General features: G+C 55.5%; 21 protein-coding genes. 9 read left to right on the top strand and 12 right to left on the bottom strand.

What is annotated here, in order from left to right; all coding sequences use genetic code 11:
* Nucleotides 1-7: 7 nt before the first annotated feature.
* The 3 genes from fdxH to fdhE are packed head-to-tail and all read left to right on the top strand — an operon-like array spanning nucleotide 8 to nucleotide 2,471.
* On the top strand, nucleotides 8-913 hold the full coding sequence (gene fdxH, locus FN633_RS02295) for a formate dehydrogenase subunit beta (RefSeq protein WP_042394482.1): 906 nt from the start codon (nucleotides 8-10) through the stop codon (nucleotides 911-913).
* Nucleotides 910-1,545 (top strand): formate dehydrogenase cytochrome b556 subunit, encoded by a 636-nt coding sequence (fdoI, locus tag FN633_RS02290; RefSeq protein WP_042394479.1) that lies wholly within the window; start codon nucleotides 910-912, stop codon nucleotides 1,543-1,545. Before fdxH ends, fdoI begins: the two co-directional genes overlap by 4 nt.
* A complete protein-coding gene (gene fdhE, locus FN633_RS02285) occupies nucleotides 1,542-2,471 on the top strand; it encodes a formate dehydrogenase accessory protein FdhE (RefSeq protein WP_154056590.1) in 930 nt (309 codons plus the stop codon). Before fdoI ends, fdhE begins: the two co-directional genes overlap by 4 nt.
* Nucleotides 2,472-2,534: 63 nt before the next feature.
* Here fdhE and fabY read toward each other — a convergent pair whose 3' ends face one another.
* The 5 genes from fabY to typA all read right to left on the bottom strand — a co-directional run bounded on the left by fabY (nucleotide 2,535) and on the right by typA (nucleotide 7,399).
* On the bottom strand, nucleotides 2,535-3,476 hold the full coding sequence (gene fabY / locus FN633_RS02280) for a fatty acid biosynthesis protein FabY (protein WP_208673916.1): 942 nt from the start codon (nucleotides 3,474-3,476) through the stop codon (nucleotides 2,535-2,537).
* A 44-nt stretch (nucleotides 3,477-3,520) separates the two neighbouring features.
* Nucleotides 3,521-3,958: a D-aminoacyl-tRNA deacylase gene (dtd, locus tag FN633_RS02275; RefSeq protein ID WP_042394470.1), complete on the bottom strand. Its 438-nt coding sequence runs from the start codon at nucleotides 3,956-3,958 to the stop codon at nucleotides 3,521-3,523.
* A complete protein-coding gene (locus FN633_RS02270) occupies nucleotides 3,955-4,827 on the bottom strand; it encodes a virulence factor BrkB family protein (protein WP_154056588.1) in 873 nt (290 codons plus the stop codon). The genes dtd and FN633_RS02270 overlap by 4 nt, the downstream gene beginning before the upstream one ends.
* Nucleotides 4,821-5,420, bottom strand: a complete 600-nt coding sequence (gene yihX, locus FN633_RS02265; RefSeq protein WP_154056587.1) for a glucose-1-phosphatase — start codon at nucleotides 5,418-5,420, stop codon at nucleotides 4,821-4,823. Before yihX ends, FN633_RS02270 begins: the two co-directional genes overlap by 7 nt.
* 155 nt (nucleotides 5,421-5,575) lie before the next feature.
* Complete coding sequence (gene typA / locus FN633_RS02260) at nucleotides 5,576-7,399, bottom strand: ribosome-dependent GTPase TypA (RefSeq protein ID WP_042394464.1); 1,824 nt, start codon at nucleotides 7,397-7,399, stop codon at nucleotides 5,576-5,578.
* 372 nt (nucleotides 7,400-7,771) lie between these two features.
* Between typA and glnA the strand changes: the two genes are divergently transcribed.
* From glnA to glnG, 3 genes are all read left to right on the top strand, one after another.
* Entirely contained in the window at nucleotides 7,772-9,181 is a 1,410-nt protein-coding gene (gene glnA / locus FN633_RS02255) for a glutamate--ammonia ligase (RefSeq protein ID WP_042394462.1), read from the top strand.
* Between the two features lie 147 nt (nucleotides 9,182-9,328).
* On the top strand, nucleotides 9,329-10,378 hold the full coding sequence (gene glnL, locus FN633_RS02250) for a nitrogen regulation protein NR(II) (protein WP_042394460.1): 1,050 nt from the start codon (nucleotides 9,329-9,331) through the stop codon (nucleotides 10,376-10,378).
* A gap of 11 nt (nucleotides 10,379-10,389) precedes the next feature.
* On the top strand, nucleotides 10,390-11,799 hold the full coding sequence (gene glnG / locus FN633_RS02245) for a nitrogen regulation protein NR(I) (RefSeq protein WP_042394458.1): 1,410 nt from the start codon (nucleotides 10,390-10,392) through the stop codon (nucleotides 11,797-11,799).
* Between the two features lie 52 nt (nucleotides 11,800-11,851).
* Here glnG and hemN read toward each other — a convergent pair whose 3' ends face one another.
* Nucleotides 11,852-13,225, bottom strand: coding sequence for an oxygen-independent coproporphyrinogen III oxidase (gene hemN / locus FN633_RS02240; protein ID WP_154056586.1), 1,374 nt, complete (start codon nucleotides 13,223-13,225; stop codon nucleotides 11,852-11,854).
* Between the two features lie 200 nt (nucleotides 13,226-13,425).
* On the bottom strand, nucleotides 13,426-13,941 hold the full coding sequence (gene yihI, locus FN633_RS02235; protein WP_154058798.1) for a Der GTPase-activating protein YihI: 516 nt from the start codon (nucleotides 13,939-13,941) through the stop codon (nucleotides 13,426-13,428).
* Nucleotides 13,942-14,528: 587 nt separating this feature from the next.
* Here yihI and yihA point away from each other — a divergent pair.
* A complete protein-coding gene (gene yihA, locus FN633_RS02225) occupies nucleotides 14,529-15,161 on the top strand; it encodes a ribosome biogenesis GTP-binding protein YihA/YsxC (protein WP_208673914.1) in 633 nt (210 codons plus the stop codon).
* Between the two features lie 48 nt (nucleotides 15,162-15,209).
* On the opposite strand, the gene spfP is transcribed toward yihA, so the two are convergent.
* From spfP to FN633_RS02205, 5 genes are all read right to left on the bottom strand, one after another.
* Nucleotides 15,210-15,257, bottom strand: coding sequence for a small protein SpfP (spfP, locus tag FN633_RS18670; RefSeq protein WP_071892919.1), 48 nt, complete (start codon nucleotides 15,255-15,257; stop codon nucleotides 15,210-15,212).
* A gap of 164 nt (nucleotides 15,258-15,421) precedes the next feature.
* Entirely contained in the window at nucleotides 15,422-18,214 is a 2,793-nt protein-coding gene (gene polA / locus FN633_RS02220; protein ID WP_154056584.1) for a DNA polymerase I, read from the bottom strand.
* Between the two features lie 412 nt (nucleotides 18,215-18,626).
* On the bottom strand, nucleotides 18,627-19,250 hold the full coding sequence (gene dsbA, locus FN633_RS02215) for a thiol:disulfide interchange protein DsbA (RefSeq protein WP_042394450.1): 624 nt from the start codon (nucleotides 19,248-19,250) through the stop codon (nucleotides 18,627-18,629).
* A gap of 27 nt (nucleotides 19,251-19,277) precedes the next feature.
* Nucleotides 19,278-20,264 carry a serine/threonine protein kinase gene (locus FN633_RS02210; protein ID WP_154056583.1) on the bottom strand — a complete coding sequence of 329 codons (987 nt, stop codon included), beginning with the start codon at nucleotides 20,262-20,264 and terminating at the stop codon, nucleotides 19,278-19,280.
* 76 nt (nucleotides 20,265-20,340) lie between these two features.
* The gene (locus FN633_RS02205; protein WP_042394445.1) at nucleotides 20,341-20,610 is read right to left on the bottom strand and encodes a YihD family protein; all 270 of its coding nucleotides are present in this window, start codon (nucleotides 20,608-20,610) and stop codon (nucleotides 20,341-20,343) included.
* A 70-nt stretch (nucleotides 20,611-20,680) separates the two neighbouring features.
* Between FN633_RS02205 and mobA the strand changes: the two genes are divergently transcribed.
* Together mobA and mobB are read left to right on the top strand one after the other, a co-directional pair.
* A complete protein-coding gene (gene mobA, locus FN633_RS02200; RefSeq protein WP_154056582.1) occupies nucleotides 20,681-21,265 on the top strand; it encodes a molybdenum cofactor guanylyltransferase MobA in 585 nt (194 codons plus the stop codon).
* Nucleotides 21,262-21,675: molybdopterin-guanine dinucleotide biosynthesis protein MobB (gene mobB / locus FN633_RS02195; RefSeq protein WP_154058797.1), on the top strand; the 414-nt coding region annotated here is incomplete at its 3' end. The genes mobA and mobB, both read left to right, overlap by 4 nt.

Raw genomic sequence — 21,675 nt, 5'->3', positions numbered from 1 at the left:
ACGACCTATGGCTTATCAATCGCAAGACATTATTCGTCGTTCCGCGACTAACAGCTTTACCCCCGCGCCTCAGGCGCGGGATCACCAGCTCGAAGTGGCGAAGCTTATCGACGTGACCACCTGCATCGGCTGTAAAGCCTGTCAGGTGGCCTGTTCAGAGTGGAACGACATCCGTGATGACGTGGGTCATAACGTCGGGGTCTATGATAACCCGGCGGATCTGACGGCCAAATCCTGGACGGTAATGCGCTTCTCGGAAGTCGAGCAGAACGACAAACTGGAGTGGCTGATCCGTAAGGATGGCTGCATGCACTGTGCCGATCCTGGCTGTCTGAAGGCCTGCCCGTCTGAAGGGGCGATCATTCAGTATGCTAACGGCATCGTCGACTTCCAGTCTGAGCAGTGCATCGGCTGCGGCTACTGCATCGCTGGCTGTCCGTTCGACGTCCCGCGCCTGAACCCGGAAGATAACCGCGTCTACAAATGCACCCTGTGCGTGGATCGCGTGACCGTCGGCCAGGAGCCTGCCTGCGTGAAGACCTGCCCAACCGGTGCTATCCACTTTGGTTCCAAAGAGGATATGAAAGCGCTGGCGGGCGATCGCGTCGCAGAGCTGAAAACCCGTGGTTACGATAACGCGGGCCTGTACGATCCGGCTGGCGTTGGCGGAACACACGTGATGTACGTGCTGCACCACGCCGACAAGCCGACTCTCTATCACGGCCTGCCGGAAAACCCGGAAATCAGCGCCACCGTGAAGTTCTGGAAAGGTATCTGGAAACCGCTCGCCGCCGTCGGCTTTGCGGCGACCTTTGCCGCCAGCGTCTTCCACTACGTGGGCGTGGGTCCAAACCGCGCTGACGATGATGAAGATAACCTTCACGACAAAAAAGATGATGAGGTGCGCAAATGAGAAAACGTGACACCATCGTGCGCTACACCGCGCCGGAACGCATCAACCACTGGGTCACCGCCTTCTGCTTCGTGCTGGCGTCGGTGAGCGGGCTGGGGTTTTTCTTCCCCTCCTTTAACTGGTTGATGAATATTCTCGGCACGCCGCAGCTGGCGCGGATCCTCCACCCCTTCGTTGGGGTGGTGATGTTTGCCTCGTTTATCATCATGTTTTTCCGCTACTGGCACCACAACCTGATCAACCGGGACGATATCTTCTGGGCGAAAAATATCCAGAAAATCATTGTTAACGAAGAGGTCGGCGACACCGGGCGCTATAACTTTGGCCAGAAGTGTGTCTTCTGGGCAGCGATTATTCTGCTGGTGCTGCTGCTGGTCAGCGGGATTATCATGTGGCGTCCGTGGCTCGCGCCTTACTTCTCCATCCCAACCATCCGCCTGGCGATCATGCTGCATTCATTTGCCGCGGTCGGGCTAATTGTGGTTATTATGGTGCATATCTACGCCGCCCTCTGGGTAAAAGGCACGATTACCGCCATGGTAGAAGGATGGGTAACGAAAACCTGGGCGGAGCGACATCACCCGCGCTGGTATCGTGAAGTCCGGAGCAAATCGGAAAAAGAGGCTGAATGAGTATTCGCATAATCCCGCAAGATGCGTTGGAGAAAGGCGAGAAACGTGCGGCGGAAGCCATTCCGCCGTTACTGTTTCCCAGGCTGAAAAATCTCTACAACCGTCGAGCAGAACGCCTGCGCACGCTGGCCGAGAGCAACCCGCTGGGTGACTTCCTGCGCTTTGCCGCGCTGGTGGCCCATGCCCAGGAGGTGGTGCTGTACGATCATCCATTAACCATGGACTTGACCGCCCGCATCAAAGAAGCAGCCGAGCAGGGCAAGCCGCCGCTGGATATTCACGTCCTGCCACGCGACACCCACTGGCATAAGCTGCTGCACTCGTTGATTGCCGAGCTAAAACCAGAGATGAGCGGCCAGGCGCTGGCGGTGATCGAGAATCTGGAGAAGGCCTCGACTCAGGAACTGGAAGAGATGGCGAGCGCCCTGTTCGCCAGCAACTTCGCGGCAGTGAGCAGCGATAAGTCGCCGTTCATCTGGGCGGCGCTGTCGCTCTACTGGGCGCAGATGGCCAGCCTGATCCCGGGTAAAGCCCGCGCCGAGTATGGCGAGCAGCGTCAGTTCTGTCCGGTCTGCGGCTCCATGCCGGTTTCCAGCATCGTGCAGATAGGTACCTCACAGGGGCTGCGCTATCTGCACTGCAACCTGTGTGAGACCGAGTGGCACGTGGTGCGCGTGAAGTGCAGCAACTGCGAGCAAACCCGCGATCTACACTACTGGTCGCTGGACAACGAGCAGGCTTCGGTCAAAGCGGAGAGCTGTGGCGATTGCGGTACCTACCTGAAGATTTTGTATCAGGAAAAAGACCCGAACGTGGAGCCGGTGGCCGACGACCTGGCGTCGCTGGTGCTGGATGCCCGCATGGAGCAGGAGGGCTTCGCCCGTAGCTCCATCAACCCGTTCCTGTTCCCGGGTGAAGGGGAATAATCCTCTGTAACACTGCCGGGCGGCGCTGCGCTTGCCCGGCCTACACCTCGACGCCCCCTTCCGCTACTCCTCCTCGTTACCGCCCTCTTCGTACGAACCGAAGGGTTTCGCTGGCAGCACGATAAAGATACCTTCAAAGATAGCCCCGGCGACGTCGTTGCCGAACAGCTCGACCTGCAGCTGGACGCGGGCTTTACGGCCTCGCGCCAGACGGTCGAGATCGCCGCTGAGAGAGCCCAGATCGGCAATCGCGCTGGGCCGACCGGTGATGGGATGGCTGTAGCGGATATGGGCGTCCGCGAGAATAATCGTGCCGCCGAGGTGACGCTCGCGCAGCATCAGCCAGATCAGCCCCCAGCCGGTCAGCGTGGCGAGAGAGAACAGACTGCCGGCAAACAGCGTATTGTGTGGATTCTGGTTACCCGTCTCCGGCATGGTGGTAATAAACTTCTGCCCGGTATACTGCTGAATGCGCACGCCCATCTTCTCACTCAGCGGAATGTGCTGGTACCAGGCCTGCTGTAGCTGCCCACACCAGTCGCCGCGATGCAGAATATCGTCCAGCGAGGCGATGGGTTTCATCATCAGAAAGTGACGCAGCGGCGTGGTTTGTGGGGCGGTGATCTCACCTTCGTTGACAAACCCAAGCTTAGCGAAAAACTCCACGGCGTCCTCGCGGGCGCTACAGGTGACCCGCTTAACCCCCTCCTGACGCGCGACCGACTCCAGGGTCATCGCCATCAGCGTGCCTAGCCCTTTATCCTGCACCTCAGGGTGTACGGCCATAAAGCGAATCGAGCCTTCATTGTCGGCATTGATATAGAGCCGCCCGACGGCAACCAGCTGGCCCTCTTCATCCAGCACCATCTGATGATGCGCCATCGCATCCCAGGCATCGCGCTCGGAGCCGCGCGGCTGATGAAGGGGCTTACGCAGCATTTCCCAACGAAACGCGTAGTAGCGCTCTAATTCTGCTTCGGTTTGCGGTACGCGAAGATGATACATAGCAGCACTCTCTCTTGTGACCTGGGGCCAGGCTAGCTGTTGGCTCATACTTGCAGCCAGAAGGTAACCGGACCGTCGTTGACTAGCGAAACCTGCATATCGGCAGCGAACTGCCCAGTTTGCGTAACGATCTCCTGCTGGCGGCAGCGCTCGACAAAATAGTCATACAGCGCTTCGGCGCGATCCGGGGCTGCGCCCCGAGAGAAACTCGGACGCATGCCGCGCTCGGTATCCGCTGCCAGCGTAAACTGCGATACCACCAGCACGCTGCCACCGGCCTGCTGAACGTTGAGGTTCATCTTGCCGTCGGCATCGCTGAAGATACGGTAGCCTAATACTCGTTCGCAAAGACGGTTCGCTTTTTGCTCATCGTCCTCTTTTTCGACTCCTAACAGCACCAAAAGTCCTGGGCCAATTTCACCCGTCACGTTACCTTCCACGGTCACGCTGGCACGGGAAACACGCTGAATTAATGCAATCATGGTTGGTCTAATGTCTCTTGCTCTGCGGCTAATTTGAGTTTGCGGTACTCCCCGAGAGTGACAGTTATTTCCGCGCCAAGCAAGACGATACACCAGGTCCAGTAGACCCAGACAAAGAGAATAGGCACCACCGCCAGCACGCCGTAGATGAGCTGGTAGGAGGGAAACATGGTGATATAAAGCGCGAACGCCTTTTTTCCCAGCTCAAAGAGCAGCGCCGCCACCAGCGCGCCAATGACGGCATCGCGATTCGGCACCTGAGTTGTCGGCACGATGCTGTAGAGCAGCCAGAACGAGAGCCATGAAAGGATCAGCGGAAAGATACGCAGGATGTGATCGATCATGCTATCCAACTCGGTGGCCCAGCGCAGCGAGAGCAGATAGGAGCTAATCGCCAGGCTTGCCCCCGCTAGCAGCGGCCCAAGGGTAAGGATCATCCAGTAGACGGCAAACGAGTAGACCTTGGGTCGCGCCCGCTTACTGCGCCAGATGGTATTCAGGGCGCTATCAATGGCATACATCAGCAGCAGCGCGGTAACAATCAGGCCGCACGCGCCCACCGCCGTCATTTTGCTGGAGTTAGCCACGAACTGCTCGATATAGCGCTGAATAATATCGCCGGTCGACGGCAGGAAATTGGCAAAAACAAAGTGCCGCAGCTGCATGCTGACGTCGTTAAACATCGGAAATGCAGCGAAAAGCGCAAAGATCACTGCTACCAGCGGCACTAACGACAGCAGCGAAACGTAGGCGAGATTACCCGCCAGCGTCGTCATATTGTCTTCGTCGATTCGCTGCCAGAGCAGTTTGAGCCACGCCCGCAGCGGGCGAGTATGGTGACTGGCTTTATGATGAACGGTTTTTAGCATAGTTGTTTTGCAAAGTAGTTCGGTATCGTCTCTTTTCCGGTCACCAAAATTGATGTAATACCCAACTGGTTAGCTCCCTCTATATTATCGGCGTTATCGTCAAAAAAGACCGCATCCTCGGCGGAGAAACCCTCTTCCTGCAACAGCGCCTGGTAGATGCGCGCCTCCGGCTTGCGCATTCCCATCTCCTGCGAGAGGTAGATTTTATCCGCTGCGGCGCGCACCTCGGGATACTGCTCTGGCCAGAAGGTGGTGTGCAGACGGTTAGTGTTAGAGAGCACCACCACGCGGTGTCCCTGCGCGCGCAGCTTATGCATGATGTCGATCACCTCCGGGCGTAGACCGACAAATACCGCCTGCCAGCCGTGGGAGAACTGCTCATAGCTCAGCGGCAGCGACATCTCCAGACACAGCGCTTCGGCAAAATCTTCATCCGACAGCTCGCCCCGCTCGTGGCGATGGAACGCCTCGCCCATGGTAAAGCTCTGCTTTAGCGTCGCCAGCGGGATCCGGCTGAGATCGCTCCATGTGCCCAGCACGCGATTAAAGTCGATATCAACAATCACGTTACCTAAATCAAAGATATAGAGCATTTTTCTCTCCTTGCTTGCCGTGGAGAGTTAACTGTAGCGGGAAATCCAGATGGTGAATAGCTGCTCTGCCACAGATTCCAGCAGGAGAGGTTTTGCCGAAAGCATAAAAAAAGCCGCTGAATATCAGCGGCTTTTATCGTCATGCGAAAAACAGATTACGCGTCGCGAGGACCACGCATCGCACGTTTACGGTCGTTCTCGGTCAGGTGACGTTTACGGATACGGACAGAGGTCGGGGTGACTTCTACCAGTTCGTCGTCATCGATGAACTCCAGCGCCTGCTCCAGGGACATCTTGATCGGCGGAACCAGAACCGTTGCTTCGTCGGTACCCGACGCACGCATGTTGGTCAGTTTCTTACCGGTCAGGCAGTTCACGGTCAGGTCGTTAGAACGGCTGTGAATACCGATGATCTGGCCTTCATACACTTCAGCACCGTGACCCAGGAAGAGCTTACCGCGATCCTGCAGGCTGAACAGTGCGAACGCGACTGCTTTGCCCTGGCCGTTGGAGATCAGCACGCCGTTGTTACGCTGGCCGATTTCGCCCGGACGCACGTCGTCGTAGTGGCTGAAGGTAGAGTACAGCAGACCAGTACCGGAGGTCATGGTCATGAACTCGGTACGGAAGCCGATCAGGCCACGTGCCGGGATCAGGTAGTCCAGACGAATACGGCCTTTGCCGTCAGGGATCATGTCTTTAACATCGCCCTTACGCTCGCCCATTGCCTGCATAACCGAGCCCTGATGCTGCTCTTCGATATCCAGAGTCACGTTCTCGAACGGCTCTTGCAGACGACCGTCGATCATACGGTTGATAACTTTCGGACGGGACACAGCCAGTTCGAAGCCTTCACGACGCATGTTTTCGATCAGAACTGACAGGTGCAGCTCGCCACGACCAGATACGCGGAATGCGTCCGCATCTTCAGTCTCTTCTACGCGCAGCGCCACGTTGTGCACCAGCTCTTTGTTCAGACGGTCAAGGATCTGACGCGAGGTCACAAACTTACCTTCTTTACCGCAGAACGGTGAGGTGTTGACGTTGAAGAACATGGTAACGGTCGGCTCATCCACGGAGAGTGCCGGCAGCGCTTCGACGTTTTGCGGATCGCAAAGGGTGTCGGAGATGTTCAGCTCGCCCAGACCGGTGATCGCGATGATATCGCCTGCTTCAGCTTCGGTGGATTCAATACGCTCCAGACCGAGGTGAGTCAGTACTTTACCCACTTTACCGTTGCGCGTTTTACCTTCGCTGTCGATCAGCGTGATCTGCTGGTTCGGCTTGACCTTACCGCGCTTGATACGACCGATGCCGATAACGCCAACGTAGTTGTTGTAGTCCAGCTGAGAGATCTGCATCTGGAACGGACCGTCAAGGTCAACGTTCGGTGCCGGAACGTGGTCAACGATCGCCTGATACAGCGGGGTCATATCTTCCGCCATGTCAGTGTGGTCGTTACCCGCGATACCCATCAGTGCAGATGCATAGATGATCGGGAAGTCCAGCTGCTCGTCGGTGGCGTCGAGGTTGACGAACAGATCGAAGACCTGATCCACAACCCAGTCAGGACGCGCGCCCGGACGGTCAACCTTGTTGATAACGACAATTGGCTTCAGGCCGTGCGCAAACGCTTTTTTAGTTACAAAGCGGGTCTGCGGCATTGGGCCGTCCATAGCATCGACCACCAGCAGTACGGAGTCTACCATGGACATGACACGTTCAACTTCACCACCGAAGTCGGCGTGACCCGGGGTATCAACGATGTTGATACGGTAGTCATTCCATTTAATAGCGGTGTTTTTCGCGAGGATGGTAATCCCACGCTCTTTCTCCAAATCGTTGGAGTCCATCACGCGTTCGGTAGTCTCAGCACGCTCGCTGAAGGTACCAGACTGCTGCAGCAGCTTGTCAACCAGGGTCGTTTTACCATGGTCAACGTGCGCAATGATGGCGATGTTACGCAAATTTTCGATCACAACTTTGCCTCAGGCATTAGAAATAGCGCGTTATTGTACACGTATTAATCGCAGTACAGAACAGGATCACAAAGAACCTTTACAAACAATATAGAAAGTAGGGCTTTGTGATCGGTTTCACGAAGCGGTAGAGAGCTGTCTTAATGTAAATTGCACCAATACAGTGCACTACGATCGCGCAGATGCACTATATTGATGCAAGATAACCATTATGGTGCAGCCCTTTTGCACTATGACGTGCATGATAGCGCCTTTTGGGGGTGTTTTAAAAGTTGGCACAGATTTCGCTTTATCTTAGGCAAGGCGATTGTGCCACTTATAAAGTGTAGAACCTCGTTACCACGACGACCAAAAATTCCGGGAGAGTTAAGTATGTCCGCTGAACACGTTTTGACGATGCTGAACGAACATGAAGTGAAGTTTATCGATCTGCGCTTCACTGATACCAAAGGTAAAGAGCAGCATGTCACTATCCCAGCCCATCAGGTTAACGCTGACTTCTTTGAAGAAGGCAAAATGTTTGATGGTTCTTCGATTGGTGGCTGGAAAGGCATCAACGAATCCGACATGGTGCTGATGCCGGACGCCTCTACCGCGGTTATTGATCCGTTCTTCGAAGAGTCTACCCTGATTATCCGTTGCGATATCCTTGAGCCAGGCACACTGCAGGGCTACGATCGCGACCCACGCTCCATCGCTAAACGCGCTGAAGAGTACCTGCGCTCCACCGGCATCGCAGACACCGTTCTGTTCGGGCCTGAGCCAGAGTTCTTCCTGTTTGACGACGTTCGCTTTGGTGCCAACATTTCCGGTTCCCACGTGGCTATCGACGATATCGAAGGCGCATGGAACACCTCCACCAAATACGAAGGTGGTAACAAAGGTCACCGTCCGGCTGTGAAAGGCGGTTACTTCCCGGTTCCGCCGGTTGACTCCTCTCAGGACATCCGTTCCACCATGTGTCTGGTGATGGAAGAGATGGGTCTGGTGGTTGAAGCGCACCACCACGAAGTGGCGACTGCAGGTCAGAACGAAGTGGCGACCCGCTTCAACACCATGACCAAAAAAGCGGACGAAATTCAGATCTACAAATATGTCGTGCACAACGTTGCGCATCGCTTCGGCAAAACCGCGACCTTTATGCCAAAACCGATGTTCGGCGATAACGGCTCCGGTATGCACTGCCACATGTCCCTGTCCAAGAACGGCACCAACCTGTTCTCTGGCGACAAATATGCTGGCCTGTCTGAAGAAGCCCTGTTCTACATCGGCGGCGTAATCAAACACGCTAAAGCGATCAACGCCCTGGCGAACCCGACCACTAACTCCTACAAGCGTTTGGTCCCGGGTTACGAAGCACCGGTTATGCTGGCCTACTCTGCCCGTAACCGCTCTGCCTCTATCCGTATCCCGGTAGTCACCTCGCCGAAAGCGCGCCGTATCGAAGTGCGCTTCCCGGACCCGGCGGCTAACCCGTACCTGTGCTTCGCTGCCCTGCTGATGGCCGGTCTTGACGGTATCAAGAACAAGATCCACCCAGGCGAAGCCATGGACAAAAACCTGTACGACCTGCCGCCGGAAGAGGCGAAAGAAGTTCCGCAGGTTGCTGGCTCCCTGGAAGAGGCCCTGCAGGCGCTTGATGCAGACCGCGAGTTCCTGACCGCAGGCGGCGTGTTCACTAACGACGCGATCGATGCCTATATCGCCCTGCGTATCGAAGAGAATGACCGTGTTCGTATGACGCCGCACCCGGTTGAGTTCGAACTGTACTACAGCGTTTAATTTGAAGTTGTTTTAAGTTGCCGTGGAAACTTTAGCCCATCCCAGGATGGGCTTTTTTCTCCGCCAACCACCTGATATTTCGGGCTTTTTGAACACAAAAAGCTATAATGCACTAAAAGAGTGCACATCATTTCAGGAGACTGCTTAATGGCAACTGGCACGCTGCCCGATGCTGGGCAGATCCTCAACGCTTTGATCAACAGCATCCTGCTGGTTGATGACGAGCTGGCGATTCACTACGCGAATCCCGCCGCTCAACAGCTGCTGGCACAAAGCTCACGCAAGCTGTTTGGTACCCCTCTTCCGGAGCTGCTGAGTTATTTCTCCCTGAACGTCGCCCTGATGCAGGAGAGCCTGGAGGCCGGACAAGGGTTTACCGATAACGAAGTGACTCTGGTGATCGATGCTCGCTCGCATATCCTCTCCGTCACGGCACAACGACTGCCTGAAGGGCTGATCCTGCTGGAGATGGCACCGATGGATAACCAGCGACGCCTGAGCCAGGAGCAGCTCCAGCAGGCCCAGCAGGTCGCCGCACGCGATCTGGTGCGTGGCCTCGCCCATGAGATTAAAAACCCGCTGGGCGGCCTGCGCGGCGCGGCGCAGCTGCTGAGCAAAGCGCTGCCCGATCCGGCGCTAACTGAATACACTAACGTCATTATTGAGCAGGCGGACCGGCTGCGTAACCTGGTCGATCGCCTGCTGGGGCCGCAGCATCCAGGCATGCACGTGACCGAAAGCATTCACAAAGTCGCGGAGCGCGTGGTGAAGCTGGTCTCGATGGAGCTGCCGGAGAACGTCACCCTGGTGCGTGACTATGACCCCAGCTTGCCGGAGTTACCGCACGATCCCGACCAGATTGAGCAGGTTCTGCTGAATATCGTGCGCAACGCCCTGCAGGCGCTGGGGCCAGAAGGCGGCGAAATTACGCTGCGCACCCGCACGGCTTTCCAGCTTACGCTGCACGGCGCGCGCTATCGTCTGGCCGCGCGTATTGATATTGAAGATAACGGGCCGGGTATCCCATCGCATCTGCAAGACACGCTGTTTTACCCCATGGTAAGCGGACGCGAAGGTGGGACCGGGCTTGGGCTGTCAATTGCCCGCAGTTTGATTGATCAACACTCCGGCAAAATTGAATTTACCAGTTGGCCGGGTCATACCGAGTTTTCGGTTTACCTGCCAATTAAAAAATAAAGGTGACGATGATGCAACGAGGGATAGCATGGATTGTTGATGACGATAGTTCCATCCGCTGGGTGCTTGAACGTGCCCTCACCGGGGCTGGCTTGAGTTGTACAACGTTTGAAAGTGGTAATGAGGTGCTCGACGCGCTGACCACGAAAACCCCGGACGTGCTGCTGTCGGATATCCGCATGCCGGGCATGGACGGTTTGGCGCTGCTGAAGCAGATCAAACAGCGACATCCCATGCTCCCGGTCATCATTATGACCGCGCACTCCGATCTCGATGCGGCCGTTAGCGCTTACCAGCAGGGAGCCTTTGACTACCTGCCTAAACCGTTCGATATCGACGAGGCGGTGGCGCTGGTTGAGCGCGCCATCAGCCACTATCAGGAGCAGCAGCAGCCGCGTAACGTGCAGGTTTTTGGCCCCACCGCGGATATCATCGGTGAAGCGCCCGCTATGCAGGATGTGTTTCGCATCATTGGCCGCCTCTCCCGCTCGTCGATTAGCGTCCTGATCAACGGCGAGTCCGGGACCGGTAAAGAGCTGGTCGCCCACGCCCTGCATCGCCACAGCCCGCGCGTTAAAGCGCCCTTTATTGCCCTCAACATGGCCGCTATCCCAAAGGATCTCATTGAGTCCGAGCTGTTTGGTCATGAGAAAGGGGCATTTACCGGCGCAAATACCGTTCGGCAGGGACGTTTTGAGCAGGCCGACGGCGGCACGCTGTTCCTGGACGAGATCGGCGATATGCCACTGGACGTACAGACGCGCCTGCTGCGCGTGCTGGCGGACGGGCAGTTTTACCGCGTCGGCGGCTATGCGCCGGTGAAGGTGGACGTGCGGATCATTGCCGCCACCCACCAGAACCTTGAGCTGCGGGTGCAGGAGGGCAAGTTCCGTGAGGATCTCTTCCATCGCCTGAACGTGATCCGCGTGCATCTCCCGCCCCTGCGTGAGCGGCGGGAAGATATTCCCCGCCTGGCTCGCCACTTTTTACAGGTGGCCGCCCGCGAGCTGGGGGTAGAAGCCAAGCAGCTGCATCCGGAGACCGAGGCGGCGCTGACCCGCGTTGCCTGGCCGGGCAACGTTCGCCAGCTGGAGAACACCTGCCGCTGGCTGACGGTGATGGCTGCGGGTCAGGAAGTGCTGATCCAGGATCTCCCCAGCGAGCTGTTTGAGACGACAGTGCCTGACAGCCCGACCCAGACGCTGCCGGATAACTGGGCCACGCTGCTGGCGCAGTGGGCAGATCGCGCCCTGCGTTCCGGTCATCAAAACCTGCTCTCTGAGGCGCAGCCGGAGATGGAGCGTACCCTGCTGACCACCGCCCTGCGGCATACTCAGGGACATAAGCAGGAAGCGGCAAGGCTGCTCGGCTGGGGACGCAATACCCTGACGCGCAAGCTGAAAGAGTTAGGGATGGAATAGCAGGAAAACGCCCGGTAGCGCGATGCTTACCGGGCCTACCGCTCCCGATCTGTTAAATCACGCGAGAAAACTGCTGTAGTCGCGCCTTCTGGCGCAGATAGGCATCAAAGCACATGCAGATATTGCGGATCAGCAGTCGGCCTTTCGCCGTCACCTGAATGCCGTGCGCATCCACCGCCACCAGCCCGTCTTTTGCTAACGGGGCAAGCAGGTTTAAATCGTCTGCAAAGTAGTCGGCGAAATCGAGATCCCACTGCTTTTCTACCGCGCTAAAATCCAGGCGGAAGTTGCAGATCAGCGACTTGATGACGTCCCGGCGGATGCAGTCATCTCTTGTCAGGGCAATCCCTCGCCACAGTGCGTTACCGGTCTCATCCACCTGCTGATAATAGTGTTTCAGCTCTTTTTGGTTCTGCGCGTAGCAGTCGCCAATCATGCTGATGGCCGATACGCCCATGCCTAACAGGTCGCTATCGCCCTGGGTGGTGTAGCCCTGGAAATTGCGGTGCAGCACCCCTTCGCGCTGGGCCACGGCCAGTTCGTCATCCGGGCGCGCAAAGTGATCCATACCGATAAACTGATAGCCCTCCTCGGTGAGCGAGGTAATCGTCTGCTGTAGAATATCCAGCTTCTGCTGCGCCGAAGGCAGATCGGCATCCTTAATCTTCCGCTGCGCGGCAAAAAGCGTTGGCAGGTGCGCATAGTTGAATACGCTCAGCCGATCCGGGTTAAGCTCCCCAACGCGTTTCAGGGTGAAGGCGAAGCTTTCCGGCGTCTGCTTCGGCAGACCATAGATCAGATCGATATTGGTAGAGGTGAAGCCAATCTCGCGCGCATGGCGTAATAGCGCAAAGATAAATTCCTCATCCTGCTCACGGTTGACCAGCCGCTGCACCTCTTTGTTGAAATCCTGTACCCCCATGCTCAGGCGATTAAAGCCCTCGGCGCGCAGGTGATCAAGCACGTTCAGCTCGATTTCACGTGGATCGACCTCGATAGAGATCTCAGCATCGGCGTTGAAATTGAAGTGGTGGCGCAGCAGCCCCATCAGACGGCTAATTTGCGCTTTGTTGAGATAGGTTGGCGTCCCGCCGCCCCAGTGCAGCTGGCTGACCTGACGGCCGGCAAACAGCGGCGCACGGTGGATAATCTCCTGCTCAAGCGCATCGAGGTACTGGTCCGCCTTATGCTGCTGGCGGGTAACGATCTTATTGCAGCCGCAGAAGTAGCACAGTCGGTGACAAAACGGGATATGCACGTAGAGCGACAGCGCACGCTCAGGATAGCGGGTCACGGCCTGCTGAAAATCTGCTTCGCCAAAGGTCTCGGCGAACTCAAGGGCGGTCGGGTATGAGGTATAACGCGGCCCAGAATAGTTATATTTCTGGATCAGGGCCAGATCCCAGTCGATTAACTGCGAAGACATGCTCACTCCTTCGGGTAGCGCCGCTGACGACGACGACGGCCTGGCCTGCCCCCATGACGAAGTGCAAGCCGGTTGCGCAGCCACTTTTGTCGCTGCGACAACCGGCGTAGTTTAACGAATAACCACGCCAGATAACACATAACCGGAAGGGTTATAAGCAGGACGAGCAAGCCCATGCTGTAAAGCGAGGAGTCCAGGGATTAGTTGCCACCTTTGAGCAGGCGCATCATATCCTCTTTTTCCTCTTCTTCTTCTTCGTCTTCATCATCGTCGTAGGAGAGACCGAGCTGCTGCATCAGCGCGTCAATGCGGTCCAGTTTAGCGTCAACCCATGCCTGATCTTCTGCGCTCAGGATGTCGCCATTCTCCAGACGTTCCAGCAGCCCATCCAGGCGCTCATCAGTTTCCAGCAAATCCAGTTCAGCCTGCGGTGAAAGCATAGGTTTCTCGCTCTTGGGTTTGTGCTGACGGGTGACCGGAGTAGCGGTTACGCCCAACGGTACAGGAGTTTTACTGCCGATACGGGGATCTTTCTGCTGCTTCTGGCCACGAGAGCCGGATGCACCATCGCTGCCGGACGCACGGCTGCCTGCCGCGTTGCCACGATGCTTTTTATCACGCTTACGGTCGCGTGCTTCTTGATTGATTTCATCGCGCGTTTTACGGTGCGCTTTTGCGGGGCCTTTGCCACGCGGAGACGATGCGGGTTTATTCATCATATTTGATCTTTGAGCCGTTTTATTCAGTATAGAATTGCGGCGGAATCTAGCAGAAAGCAAGCAAAGAAAAAAGGCGACAGAGTAAACTGTCGCCTTTTTTCTTGACCACCCACCCTCAGCGGGTTAACTATTCCGTGTTTGCTTACAACCGACCCTGTTTATCCCTTAGCATGAACGTTCCCTGTTGCGGTCCATTTCCCTGTGTATCACGTCTCCTGACGTTCGCCATCCTGGCTATCCAGTGTCTTCGCCTCCTGGCGCTCCTGACCCCTTTTCCCTAAGTCACGTTCCCCCGGCGCTCCTCGCCTTTGCCCACTACTTTACCGTGTTAGAAAAAAGTAACAAGACGCAAAGCGGCATAAATAGCTAAATTCAGAAAATTCTAATCATGTATCTTTTTGATTTATAAAGAATTACAGCTTTATGGAACCTGCAATTACTCTGAAATATCGCAGACGTAAAGTAGCCAATATCTTACAAAGTCTATAGCCAGTAGGGCCATGAAAGGGGTATGGCGAGAAAAGCCGCCTTTTTCCTGCGTTCAGGTATAATCCCCCAAAGCTTTACTTATGGAGACGACCGCTTTGACTAATTTGAATTATCAACAGACGCACTTTGTGACCAGTGCGCCTGATATTCGCCACTTACCTGCCGATATCGGAATAGAAGTGGCCTTTGCCGGCCGTTCCAATGCGGGTAAATCGAGCGCCCTGAATACCCTGACGCATCAGAAGAGCCTGGCGCGAACCTCTAAGACGCCGGGCCGTACCCAGCTTATCAACCTGTTTGAGGTCACGGAAGGCAAGCGTCTTGTTGACCTGCCCGGCTACGGCTACGCCGAAGTCCCGGAAGAGATGAAGATCAAATGGCAGCGTGCCCTGGGTGAGTATCTGGAGAAGCGCCAGTGCCTGCAGGGCGTGGTGATCCTGATGGACATTCGCCATCCGCTGAAAGATCTCGATCAGCAGATGATCCAGTGGGCGGTTGAGAGCGAAATTCAGGTGCTGGTGCTGCTGACCAAAGCCGATAAGCTGGCGAGCGGCGCGCGCAAGGCACAGTTGAATATGGTGCGTGAGGCGGTGCTGGCGTTTAACGGTGACGTCCAGGTTGAGGCGTTCTCATCCCTGAAGAAGCTGGGCGTGGACAAGCTGAAGGCGAAGCTGGATAGCTGGTTTAGCGATTTGACGCCGGTGACGGAAGCAGACGCCGAAGAGTAACCCAATAAAAAACGCCCCAGTCATTACTGACTGGGGCGGCTAAAATATTCAGCCAAATCCGATTACGTGAAGTAAAAGGTCTGAAAGATAGAACATCTTACCTCTGTACCCTACGTCTTTAACTCTACTCTTTTTTTAGGCGGTTACAAACGCTTTTTGTAATTTTTTTTCATTCTTTACATAGGTAATTCTAATGATCATCACAAAAAGCTCTATCTTATGTTGCTTACTTACATAAAACTGCGTCATTACGCCAAAGGTTAGTGCGCTAGATCCCAGTTTTCACCACTGCCCACCTCCACCAGCAACGGAACGTCCAGCTGGGTGCTGTTCTCCATCAGCTCATGGATCTTCTGAGAAACCTGCTCCACATCGTCTTTGTGCACTTCAAACACCAGTTCATCGTGTACCTGCATAATCATACGCACGCGCGGCTGCTCCGCCTCTAGCCAGGCATCCACGGCGATCATTGCTCGCTTGATGATATCTGCCGCCGTGCCCTGCATCGGGGCGTTAATTGCAGCACGCTCAGCCCCAGCCCGGCGCGCGGCGTTGCTGGATTTGATGTCCGGCAGATAGAGGCGACGCCCCTCCAGCGTTTCAACGTAGCCCTGCTCTTTGGCCTGTGCCCGGGTGCGTTCCATATACTCACGCACGCCCGGATAGCGTTCAAAGTAGAGATCCATATAACGCTGCGACTCTTTGCGCGGGATGTTCAGCTGGCGCGACAGACCAAAGGCGCTCATGCCGTAGATCAGGCCGAAGTTAATCGCCTTCGCGCTGCGGCGCTGATCGTTTGATACGCTCTCCAGCGGCATACCAAATACCTCTGCCGCCGTGGCGCGGTGGATATCCTGGCCCTCGGCAAAGGCAGAGAGCAGCCCCTGGTCGCGAGACAGATGCGCCATGATGCGCAGCTCAATCTGCGAGTAGTCCGCAGAGACGATGACGTAATCCTCAGGGGCAATAAACGCCTGACGGATGCGCCGTCCCTCCTCGTTACGCACGGGGATATTCTGCAGGTTCGGATCGGTGGATGAGAGTCGTCCCGTTGCGGTGACCGCCTGGTGATAGGAGGTATGCACGCGCCCGGTTTTAGGATTGATCATCAGCGGCAGCTTATCGGTATAGGTCGATTTCAGCTTCGACAGGCCGCGATGCTCCAGAATGACCTTCGGCAGCGGGTAGTCCAGCGCCAGCTCCTCCAGCACCTCTTCTGAGGTTGAGGGTGCGCCACCCGGTGTCTTCTTCAGCGGCTTAATACCCTGCTTTTCAAACAGGATAACCTGCAGCTGTTTGGTTGAGGAGAGGTTAAACGCTTCGCCGGCGATCTCATGGGCCTTTTTCTCCAGCTCGGCCAGACGCAGCGTGATTTCGCCGGAGTGCTTATGCAGTACCGCCGGATCGATCTTCACCCCGTTACGCTCGATGCGAGAGAGCACCGGCACCAGCGGCATTTCGATGTTCTGGAAAATATTCAGCGGGCCCGCGTGTTTCTCCAGCTTTGGCCACATCTTAAGATGCAGCTGCAGCGTAACGTCAGCATCTTCCGCCGCGTAGTGACCGGCCTCTTCCAGTGCGATCTGGTTAAAGGTCAGCTGGTTTTTACCCTTGCCGGCAATCTGCTCAAAGGTCACGGTCTGGTGCTTCAGCCAGCGAGCGGAGAGGCTGTCCATATCGTGACGCCCGGCGACGCTGTCGAGAATATAGGACTCAAGCATAGTGTCGAAGGCGATGCCACGCAGCTCGATGCCGTAGTTCTGCAAAATGCCGCGATCGAACTTAAGGTTCTGCCCTACCTTCAGTGCTTTTTCATCTTCCAGAATCGGCTTCAGCAGTTCCAGGACGCGATCGCGGGAAAGCTGCTCTGGCGCATCCAGGTAGTCGTGTGCGACCGGCACATAGGCGGCTAAACCAGGTTCGGTGGCAAATGACAGGCCCACCAGCTGAGCGCTAACGTTGTCCAGGCTATCCGTTTCCGTATCGAACGCAAATACCGGCGCTTTCTTCAGTCGCGCAATCCACTCGTTCAGCGTCGGCTCATCCAGAACGGTAACGTAATGCTCTGCGGAGAGCGGTGTCGCAGGCTCATCGTCTTCGTCTTCAACGTCCACGACAGGAGCCGCCTGCGGCTTCGCGGCTGGTTTCGCGCCTTTGCCCTGCAACCAGGTTCCCGCTTCGACATCCGCCGTCCAGCGTTTGAATTCATATCGTTTAAACAGGCTCAACAGCTCATCTGCGGCAGGCTGCTGTACCGTCAGCTGCTCGCAGGAGAGTTCCAGCTCAACGTCGGTCTTAATGGTCGCCAGCTGATAGGAGAGGCGAGCTACCTCTTTATTCTGCTCCAGCTTCGCCGCCATGGTTTTTGCCCCGCGGAAGCTGAGAGTAGCGATCTTATCGGACTCGTTAAGCAGCGTTTCCAGACCACCCAGCCCCTGCAGCAGCGCCTGCGCGGTTTTTTCACCCACGCCCGGCACGCCTGGGATGTTATCTGAAGAGTCGCCCATCAAGGCAAGGAAATCGATGATCAGCTCAGGCGGCACGCCATATTTATTGATCACCTCTTCCGGGCCGAGAATGGTGTTGGTCATGGTGTTAATCAGCGTCACGTTCGGCGTGACCAGCTGGGCCATATCTTTATCGCCGGTGCTGATCAGGACCGGGCGTCCCATTTTTTCGGCCTCCAGCGCCAGCGTACCGATAACGTCATCCGCCTCAACGCCGGAAATGGCCATCAGCGGCAGACCCATCGCTTTCACCATCGCATGCAGCGGCTCGATCTGTGAGCGCAGATCGTCAGGCATCGGCGGACGGTGGGATTTATAGTGCTCAAACAGTTCGTCACGGAACGTCTTCCCTTTCGCATCAAACACCACTACGGCATGCGTGGGCTGATACTGCATGATCAAGCTTCTGAGCATGTTCAGCACCCCGTACATGGCGCCGGTTGGCTCTCCCGCGCTGTTAGTCAGCGGTGGGAACGCGTGGTAAGCGCGATAGAGATAAGAAGAGCCATCAACGAGGATTAGTGGGTTTTCTGGGATCTGAACCATGATATCCGTGCCTGTTTAATAATTTATGGTTAAAGGATGCCACATACCGGACGAAAACTTGAGTTTTTCACGGTAATTCGTGGAAAAGATTTCCGGATCGTCGCGATCGTTCGCATTATTATCCTGTGGATAACTTTGTGCATGCTTTTTTGCTGAAGAAATAATAGACCATGTGAAATTGGCGGGCCTGTTTATTTATCTATTCAAATCATATAAATAGAAAAAGGATCGCGATCCTTACGTCCATTAGGTGACAATTTACTCCATGTGGATATAAGGTTTTGGTCATGTGTAGGATTGGTGTGGCGGACGGTCAGTGACGTTTAATTCGCTCTGCACTCTGTTTTTGAACTACATCAATATGGCGCACGACAAAATCGATAAAAAAGCCGGTCATTGACCGGCTTTCTGCTTACTTCTGACCAACCAGATATTTTACCGTTGCGGCATACTGCTGAACGAAGATGTCCATGCTGCTGGCATCCATTCCCTGCGGGTTAACCTGATACTTACCGTTAACAAACATGGCTGGAACGCCCTGCAGCTGCAGATCGGCGGCGGCTTTCTCCTGCTGGGCAACCAGGGATTTCACCACAAAGCTGTTCCACGCGGCGTCATAGTCTTCGCCTTTAATACCGGCATCAACAAACACTTTGCGAATATCGGCGACGGTAGTCACGGTCTGAGCCTTCTGCACCGCTTCAAACATCGGGGCAGTGATCTTATCTTCTACGCCCAGCGCCATTGCGACAGCCCATGCCTGGGTCAGATCTTTACCCAATGGGCCCAGGAACTCGACGTGATATTTCGTCATTTTAGTGCCTTCCGGCAGCTGCTGTTTCACCGTGTCAGAAACGTGCCACACGCGTTCAAAATCGTAGCAGTGCGGGCAGTAGAAGGAGAAGAACTCCAGCACCTGCGGCTCTCCCACCGCCGGTTTATCAAGGGCGATGTACTGTTTACCCTCGGTGAACTGAGCCGCAGATGCGCTAAATGCCAGAATAAGACCTGCAAGCGCCAGCCAAATTTTCTTCATGGTTAATACTCTCCTGAACGTGTCAAATTAATACATCGGCGTAAGTTGCAAAGGCGGTTCTTGCAGAACCTTAACCTGCTCAATAAAGGTCAGAGTTTGCCTGTGCCAATAGTCTTCCCCGGTAAGCCATGGGAAATTTTTGGGGAATGCGGGATCGTCCCAGCGGCGGATCAGCCATGCCAAATAATAAACCATACGCATGGCGCGTAAAGGTTCAATGAGCGCGATTTCATCGGTGTTGAACTCGCTAAACTCTTCATAGGCCTCAACGATCGTCTCAAACTGCATACGCCGCTCGGCCTTATCGCCGTTGAGCAGCATCCACAGATCCTGAACGGCCGGGCCGTTACGGGCATCGTCGAGATCGACAAACAGCGGCCCGTCACGCCAGAGAATATTCCCGGCATGGCAGTCGCCGTGCAGGCGCAGCAGATCGAAACGCGTATGCCAGTGCGCCATTACCGCCTCGATAAGGGAATCCGTGGCGTTGAGGAAAGCGGCTTTCAGGCCAGAAGGAATAAGCGTCGACCGTTCAAAGACGTGACGAGGCTCAATCAGGTACTCATTAACATCAATGGAGGGACGATGGGTGAAGACTTTTTTACGCCCGGTTTGATGCAGGCGGCCGAGATAACGCGCTACCCACTCCATCTGATCCAGGTTATCGGCTTCGAACTGACGCCCCCCGAGGCTTGGGAATACGGCATAGTAGTACCCCTGATGCGTCAGCAGCGTCTGTCCATTGAATTCAAGCGGGGCGGCAACCGGTACCTCATCGTTCATTAGCTCATGGGCGAACTGGTGCTCTTCGCTGATTTGTTCTGCCGACCAGCGCTGCGGACGGTAAAACTTCACCACGTAACGGCGGCGATCTTCATCCTGAAACTGATAGACACGGTTTTCGTAACTGTTGAGCGCGGTAAGACCGGAATCCACCCGGATCCCCTGTTCGAACAGCGCATCCATGATGGTATCCGGGTGTAGCGTCTGGAAAGTAAAAGCGTTGTCGTTCATCCCATCATCCGGAAATTACTACGAATAGTTCAGGATATCATTTCGTAGCGTTTTCCGTTGCACCGCTTACAACCTTTTACTCTTTAATTACGCCCCGGGCACGCAGCAGAGCGGTTTTGAAATCTTCTTCATAATCTTTCTGGATCCCAGGAATAACGGCATCCTTTGCCGAGTCGCGCATTTTGAGATGATAGATCAGGATATCGTCAGAAAGATCGGTTAGCTCCCCGTCATAACCTGACTCCTGCGCCAATTTTTGCAAGAATTGCATCAGGTTAAGCTCGGGCTCTTTTTGCCAGGCGGGCTGGAGGAGTTCAATTACTTCGTTCAGACGTTTACATTTCATGGCCAGTGCTCCTTACTCTTGAGAGAGACACGTTAGCAGGGTTAAACCCACAATAAAAGAGGCGATATTGGTGAATAGTGGACTAGACATTACGGGTGTCGTGCTTGCGGGCGGCAAAGCGTCGCGTATGGGTGGGGAAGATAAAGGATTATTGTTGCTCAACGGCACTCCGCTCTGGCAACACGTCGCTAACAGTCTGGCTAAACAGGTAGATCGTGTCGTACTGAGCGCTAACCGCAATCTCGATCGCTACCGGGCAAGCGGCCTGGCCGTTATTGAGGATACGCTGGATAACTTCCCCGGTCCGTTGGCCGGTATGCTGGCCGTAATGCAACAGACGGCAGCCGACTGGTTCCTGTTCTGTCCGTGCGATACGCCGGGCGTACCGTCTGACCTGGCAGCACGACTGGCCTCTGAACGTAAGGACGCGCCGGTGGTATGGGTGACGGACGGCGAGCGCGATCATCCCACCATTGCATTGGTCCATCGCCAGGCGATCCCGCAGCTTGCGGCTTACCTGGCAGCCGGTGAACGGCGGGTGATGGTGTTTATGCGCCAGGCCGGAGGGCATGCTGTGGACTTTAGCGATTGCCGCTCGGCATTTATCAATATCAATACGCCGGACGATCTCACCGCCAGGCAGGAGACAAAATGAAGCCGATCCTCGCCATAGCCGCATGGAGCGGTACAGGTAAAACTACGCTGCTCAAGCGTCTGATCCCTGCTCTCTGTGAACGGGGTATTCGTCCCGGCCTGATTAAGCATACGCATCACAATATGGATGTCGATAAGCCCGGCAAGGATAGCTATGAGTTACGCAAGGCGGGTGCAGCACAAACCCTTGTCGCCAGTCAGCAGCGGTGGGCCTTGATGACCGAAACCCCGGACGAAGCGGCACTCGACTTAACGTTTCTGGCCAGCAGAATGGATCATGCGACGTTAGATCTGGTTCTGGTAGAGGGCTTCAAGCATGAGCCGGTGGCAAAGATCCTGCTTTTTCGTACAGATGCCGGGCATCAGCTAGAGGAACTGGAGATTGACGACAATGTGATTGCGATTGCCAGT

It is taken from the genome of Pseudescherichia vulneris, assembly GCF_902164725.1.
In the GTDB taxonomy this organism is placed as follows: domain Bacteria; phylum Pseudomonadota; class Gammaproteobacteria; order Enterobacterales; family Enterobacteriaceae; genus Pseudescherichia; species Pseudescherichia vulneris.
This window is presented reverse-complemented; position numbering and strand designations above follow the sequence as displayed.